Consider the following 6,657-nt stretch of genomic DNA (forward strand, 5'->3'; position numbering starts at 1 on the left):
TCTTCATTTTTATTTTAACAGCTGGTAAGCCACGAGCGATATAATATAAGCAAAACCTGTCATTGTAAAAAGTTGAACCAGCGGCCATTTCCAGCTCATGGTTTCCCGTTTTACAACAGCCAGCGTACTCATACACTGCATGGCAAAAACGTAAAACAGCAGCAACGAAATTCCCGTCGGAAAATTAAAAGCTTTCTCCCCGGTCGATTCATTTATTTCCCCCGCAAGGCGGTTTTTTATGGTCTCTTCATCATCGTTTCCCACGCTGTAAATGGTAGCCAGCGATCCCACAAACACTTCGCGTGCAGCAAACGATGTAAGCAGGGCAATCCCGATTTTCCAGTCATAACCCAACGGACGGATTACAGGCTCAATGGTATGCCCCAAAATGCCAATATACGAATGGCGCAGCTTATGGGAAGCAACGGCTGCGTTCAACTCCTCGCCGGTAAGTTTTTCATTTTCAATTTGAGAGTGAACGATTTCCTCCGCATTTTTAAACTCCGAGGAAGGTCCGTGCGAGGCCAGAAACCAAAGCACGATGGAAATGGCAAGAATAATTTTCCCGGCATTGACAACAAAATCTTTGGTTTTATCAACCACAGTGTAGGCTACATTCCTGACTAAAGGCAATTTATAGCCGGGCATTTCAGCAATAAAAAATGAACGGGACTTAATTTTCAGGATTTTATTTAAAACCCAGGCCGAAAAAATGGCCATGACAAAACCAATCGCGTATAAAAACATCAGGGTCAGTCCCTGCAGGTTTAACCCCAGGATAGTTTTTTCGGGAATTACCAGCGCGATGATAATGAGATAAACCGGCAGGCGGGCCGAGCACGTAGTAAACGGTGTTACCAGAATGGTAATCAGGCGCTCTTTCCAGTTTTCGATGTTGCGGGCCGACATAACCGCGGGGATGGCACAGGCTGTGCCCGAAATAAGCGGAACAACACTTTTCCCGTTCAGCCCGAAACGGCGCATAAAACGATCCATGATAAACACCACGCGGCTCATGTAACCACTCTCTTCGAGAATAGAAATAAACAGGAAAAGAAGGGCGATTTGCGGAATAAATATCATTATTCCCCCAATCCCGGGAATAATTCCTTCGGATAACAATCCGTTAAGTGCACCGGGTGGCAGCGTGTTGCGGGTCCACTCCCCCAGCGAAGCAAACAGCCCGTCGATAAAATCCATCGGGTAGCTGCTCCAGTTGTAAATGGATTGAAAAACGACCAGCATAATCAGGAAAAAAATGACGTAGCCCCAAACGCGATGGAGCAAAACGCGGTCGAGCCTGCCGCGAAAATCTTTTGCGGCAGTGATATCTCTTTTGTAACCTTCGTCCAGCAGTTTGTTGATAAACAGGTAGCGCTGAATGGTTTCCTTCTGCTGCATCCGTTTGAGTTCATTTTCGCTTCGGTCAGGAAATCCGTTTTTCGCAGATGCGTTTTGAACGGCTGCATTTTTATGGCTGGTGTAATCAAAATTCTGGGTGTGCTTGAGCCAAAGCCGGTACAACTCTTCTCCGGGGTACGCTTTCTGCAATTCCGTAAAATATTCAGAATCAATTTTTTTTAACCCGATAGTGGAGTTTACAGGCAACTCGTTGTATTCAGCAATACTTTTTTTAAGGTGATCGATGCCTGTTCCTTTCCGGGCACTAACCAGGGCAATTTTGGCTCCCAACTGTTTCTCAAACAATTCAATATCCAGTGAAATGCCTTTGCGTACCATCACATCGGCCATGTTAACCGCCAGGATGACCGGGACTTTAAGGTCTTTTATCTGCGTGAAAAGAAACAAGTTTCGTTTTAAATTCTCGACATCGGCCACAATCACAACCACGTCAGGAAAGTTTTCGCTGGTTTTATCGAGCAGGTGTTCTACTACCACCTGCTCGTCGGCAGAAGTTACGTTGAGGCTGTATGTTCCGGGCAAATCGGTAATTCGTGCTTTCAGCCCATTCGGCAGTTTGCAGCTTCCCTCTTTTTTTTCAACCGTAATGCCCGGGTAGTTCCCCACCTTGTGGTTCAGCCCGGTGAGCTGGTTAAATACAGAAGTTTTGCCTGTATTCGGGTTTCCTATAAGCGCTACGTTGATTTGTCCCGGCATGGTTTTATCCTGCATTCGCAATTTCAATTAATGAAGCTGTTTCTTTACGGATGGCAAAAAAACTTCCGCTGATGTTCAGGTACAGCAAATCGTTAAAGGGTGAGAACTGAATGAGCTGGACCTCGCTGCCGGGAAGGCATCCCATCTCCTGTAATTTTACCGGTACCACATCTGTCGAGAAATTTCCGATGATTCCCTTTTCGCCACGCTTCAATTGTGCAATTGTATATTTATTCATTTTCATGGGATAATTCTAACATTCAACTAAATAAAAGGTTTTTCTGTCCTTTTATTGGAAATGCAATGATAAGGTTTATCAATGAACGAATCAATCCCAACAAATAGTGATTTTAAGACGATTTGGGTAGTATTGAAGGAACAAGAATTTTTGACAGTTTTAACAAAATAAAAAAAGCACTCAAGCCATAAACCTAAGCGCCTCATTATCAAAGTGAACCCAACCGGAAAAAAGTCGAACTTTTTGATTGAAGATTTTGATGCTGTGTTGAGTATAATAAGTGTAAGAAAAAACTTGGATTATAACAACAAAATGTTATTAAGAATATATTAATGGTGGATATATTAAACTAAACTGAAAACGTGGATATTTTGGAGACATACTTGTAGCTGTTTTCACATTTACAGTCAATAATTTTGTTTTCCCATAAGAGTGTCAATTGTCATTCTTTTTATATCCGCAATAGTGACAACGTTCTTCATTTAATAAAGTAAATTTTTAAGGAAAATATCACCTAAATAAATGCAATTTTTCATTGAGCTAATCTGAGTTTTTGTAATCTTTTTTGTTTATAGTTGTTGTTTATTTTTTTTAACTTGCAAAAAAAATCTATGATAATTAACTTCATTCAGAATTCAGCTTTACTTGTTTCGCTTTCGGTATTGTATGGGTTAATTAAATGGTACAAACCGCGAAATAAATTCTTTTATCAGCTTTTGCAGGGAACCTGGTTTGGTGCCGTAGCTATTGCAGCAATGATGATGCCTTATGCATATTCAACGGGTGTGATTTACGACGGACGTTCGGTCATACTAACGCTTGCCGGTTTGTTTGGAGGCGGATATACAGCCCTTGTTTCGGTTTTAATGGCCGGCGCTTACAGGATTTACCTCGGCGGAAGCGGAATTTGGGCCGGGTTGGCAACCATTCTCTTTTGCAGTTTAACAGGTTTGTTTTTTCGTCAGCTTTTCAAAAACAAACTGGAAAATATACGGTTCATTCGTTTTGTTGTAATCGGAGGATTTGCGCACCTCGTTATGCTTGCCTCTCAATTGCTGCTTCCCGAAAATGAAGGGTTGGAGGTAATTTCCCGGATTGGGTTACCTGTTTTATTGATACTCCCTGTAACATTTGCAGTCATAGCCAAGTTTTTTCAACTCATTGGGCGGTATATTCAAAGCGAACAAAAAATACGGGAAGCAGAATCGCTTTACCGTACCACCCTGCTAAGTATTGGCGATGCAGTAATATGTACCGACAAAAGGGGGAATATTACCCAGATGAATACGGTTTCAGAACAACTTACGGGATGGAAATTTTTGGAATCGAAAGGAAAAAAACTGGATCAAATTTTCAGAATAATTAATGAAGAAACCCGGGAAGAAGTGGAGGGTCCGTACACAAAAGTGCTTCAGAGTGGTTCCATCGCAGGGCTGGCCAACCACACCCTGTTAATATCGAAAGACGGACGGGAAATTCCGATTGCCGACAGTGGTGCCCCCATAAAAAATGAAAAGGGTGAAATTACAGGAGTGGTGCTGGTTTTTCGCGACCAGACCGAAGAAAGGGAGTATCAAATCGGGTTGCAGGAAAAAAATACCTTTATTCAAACGGTACTCGATAATCTACCCATTGGAATTACACTCAATAAAATTGATGATGGATCGGCCTTTTACATGAATCGGAGATTCGAAGAAATTTATGGATGGAAGGCATCGGAGCTGAAAGATATTCCTTCGTTTTTTGAAAAAGTTTATCCTGATGAGGATTACCGAAATAAAGTGATACAGATGATTATGGAGGGAATTAAATCGGGCGACCCGCAGAAAATGCACTGGGAAAATATTGAAATTACCCGAAGCGATGGTTCAAAAGGTTTTGTAAATGCGGTAAACATTCCCCTCGCTGAACAAAATACAATGGTATCCACAGTAATGGATATTACTTCCCGCGCTTTGGCAGAGAACGAATTAAAAGAGAGTGAGGAACGTTTCCGGAAAGCGATTCTTCTGGCACCAATTCCAATAATGGTGCATGATGAAGATGGAAATGTGATAAACCTGAGCGAAGGCTGGAACCACTTTTCAGGTTATACCATTGAAGAGATTCCAACACTGAAAGCATGGACGGAAAAGGCTTACGGTGGGAAAGCCGAAGAAGTGAAAAATTATGTTACAGGGATGTTTAATGAAGGCAAAACCATTTTAAGCAGTGAGTTTGAAATAACCGCAAAATCGGGCGAAAAAAGGATTTGGAACTTTTATACAACACCGCTTGGTAAAATGAGCAGCGGGAAAAGGATTATGCTTAGCATGGCGCCCGATATTACACAGCGCAAAAGAGTGCAGGATGAACTTGTTATTGCTAAAGAAAAAGCCGAAGAGAGCGAGCGGCTGAAAACAGCTTTTCTGGCCAATATGAGCCACGAAATACGTACCCCGCTGAACGGAATCCTCGGTTTTACCAATTTGCTTACAACTGATGATAACTTAGAGAAAGAGAGCAAGATAAAATATGCTTCAGTAATCAATAAAAGCGCTGAGGGACTTTTAAAAATCATTAATGACATCCTCGATATTTCGAGGCTCGAAACCGGTAAAACCACTATTGAGCAAAAACCGTTTGATGCAGCAATAACACTTTCGGCCATCCATTCCATTTTTGAAAAAAAGAGGACCGATGCCGGAACAAATGAGGTTGAATTAATTGTTCAAAAACCGGGCACACCGCTTGTTTTAAATACCGACGAAAACCGGTTGATGCAAATTTTTTCCAATTTGATAGATAACGCGCTGCGCTTCACATCTGAAGGTTCAGTCACCTTTGGAATATCGCAGGTAATGGAAGGGAAAGCAGAATTTTTTGTTGCTGATACCGGTGTCGGAATTCCCAAAGAAAAACACGCGGTAATTTTTGATCGCTTCAGTCAGGCAGATAACAGTACCACCCGAAGCTATGGTGGAACCGGCTTGGGATTGTCTATCGTAAAAAAATTGCTGGAGTTAATGGGCACTGAAATTACCGTGGAATCGGAACCCGGGAAAGGCTCCGTTTTCCGTTTTTGGCTACCCGTATTTTCAACGCGCGGAAGCGAAGAAAAAGTAAGCAATGAGAACCCGGAAAACCCCGGAAAAACAATGAATACCAAAATTCTTGTAGTGGAAGACGATTCGGTGAGCCGGATTTATTTCAGCCAGATTTTGAAAAATTATTCCGGTGAAATATTTTTCGCTGAAACAGGGAAAGAAGCTTTGCAACTTTTTGAAACTCAAAACCCGGATGTTATTTTAATGGATATCGGGCTGCCTGACATAAACGGACTCGAAATAGTGCGTAAAATCCGGGAAACAAACCAAAAGGTTGTTATTATTGCACAAACCGCCTATGCCATGACCGACGACAGGCAAAAAGCGCTGGAAGCGGGGTGTAACGATTATATTGCCAAACCCATAAAAACAGCGCTTTTAATGGAAAAAATAAAGCAATTGAATTAGGAACACCTAATTCAATTGTGTTTTTCAATATTTCTCTTCTATTTTACTTCTTTCAATCCTCCCAGCAAAGTAGGCAACAACTCAGCTACAGTTGGATGGGATATTACAGCATTTTGAAGAACAGTGTATGGAGCGCCGGAATACATGACCTGTAAAACAGCGCTGATAATTTCATCTCCGCCCACGCCCAGAATGGCTGCACCTAGTATTTTGCGGCTTTCAGTATCGACAATTATTTGCATCAACCCATTGGTCTCACCTTTTTCTTTGGCTCGTGCAACCTGGCTCATGGGCATTGTTGCTTCCATTACTTTATGCCCTTTTTCGAGGGCTGCTTTTTTGGTCATTCCGGCGCGTCCCAACGGCGGATCGATGTAAAGGTTATAGGCCATAATCCGGTCGGAAACTTTGCGGTTTGCGTTGCTGAATTTATTGGCGGTAACAATTTCAAAATCGTTGTACGACGTATGCGTGAAAGCGCCTTTCCCGTTGCAATCCCCCAGGGCAAAAATTCCATCGATATTTGTTTCCAGATAATCGTTTACCTGGATATATCCGCGATCATCGGTTTTTATTCCGCCGGCTTCCAGGTTCAGCGAATCGGTATTGGGTTTGCGACCCACACCAATCAGCAGATGCGAGCCGGTAACTTCCCGGCTTCCTTCTTTGCAGTCCAGTTTCAGGGTAACTGAATTTTCCTCGTTTTGAGTGCCTCCTATACAACTGGCGTTCAAACGAAATTCAATGCCTTCCTTTTTCAGGAATTCCAGAATGTTCTCACTGATTTCTTCGTCCTCACGGCCAATA

4 protein-coding genes are annotated in these 6,657 nt (G+C 42.3%); 1 reads left to right on the forward strand and 3 read right to left on the reverse strand.

All coding sequences use genetic code 11. The annotated features are described in order from the left end of the window. Positions 1-9 precede the first annotated feature (9 nt). Positions 10-2,133 carry a ferrous iron transport protein B gene (gene feoB / locus ACTCNA_RS10270; protein WP_462947822.1) on the reverse strand — a complete coding sequence of 708 codons (2,124 nt, stop codon included), beginning with the start codon at positions 2,131-2,133 and terminating at the stop codon, positions 10-12. After that, positions 2,123-2,356 carry a FeoA family protein gene (locus ACTCNA_RS10275; RefSeq protein ID WP_462947823.1) on the reverse strand — a complete coding sequence of 78 codons (234 nt, stop codon included), beginning with the start codon at positions 2,354-2,356 and terminating at the stop codon, positions 2,123-2,125. The genes feoB and ACTCNA_RS10275 overlap by 11 nt, the downstream gene beginning before the upstream one ends. A 611-nt stretch (positions 2,357-2,967) precedes the next feature. Here ACTCNA_RS10275 and ACTCNA_RS10280 point away from each other — a divergent pair. Next, complete coding sequence (locus ACTCNA_RS10280) at positions 2,968-5,850, forward strand: PAS domain S-box protein (RefSeq protein WP_462947824.1); 2,883 nt, start codon at positions 2,968-2,970, stop codon at positions 5,848-5,850. Positions 5,851-5,888: 38 nt separating this feature from the next. On the opposite strand, the gene ACTCNA_RS10285 is transcribed toward ACTCNA_RS10280, so the two are convergent. After that, on the reverse strand, positions 5,889-6,657 hold a 769-nt coding region (locus ACTCNA_RS10285; RefSeq protein ID WP_462947825.1), incomplete at its 5' end, for an FAD-dependent oxidoreductase.

The organism is Tangfeifania sp. (assembly GCF_055108615.1).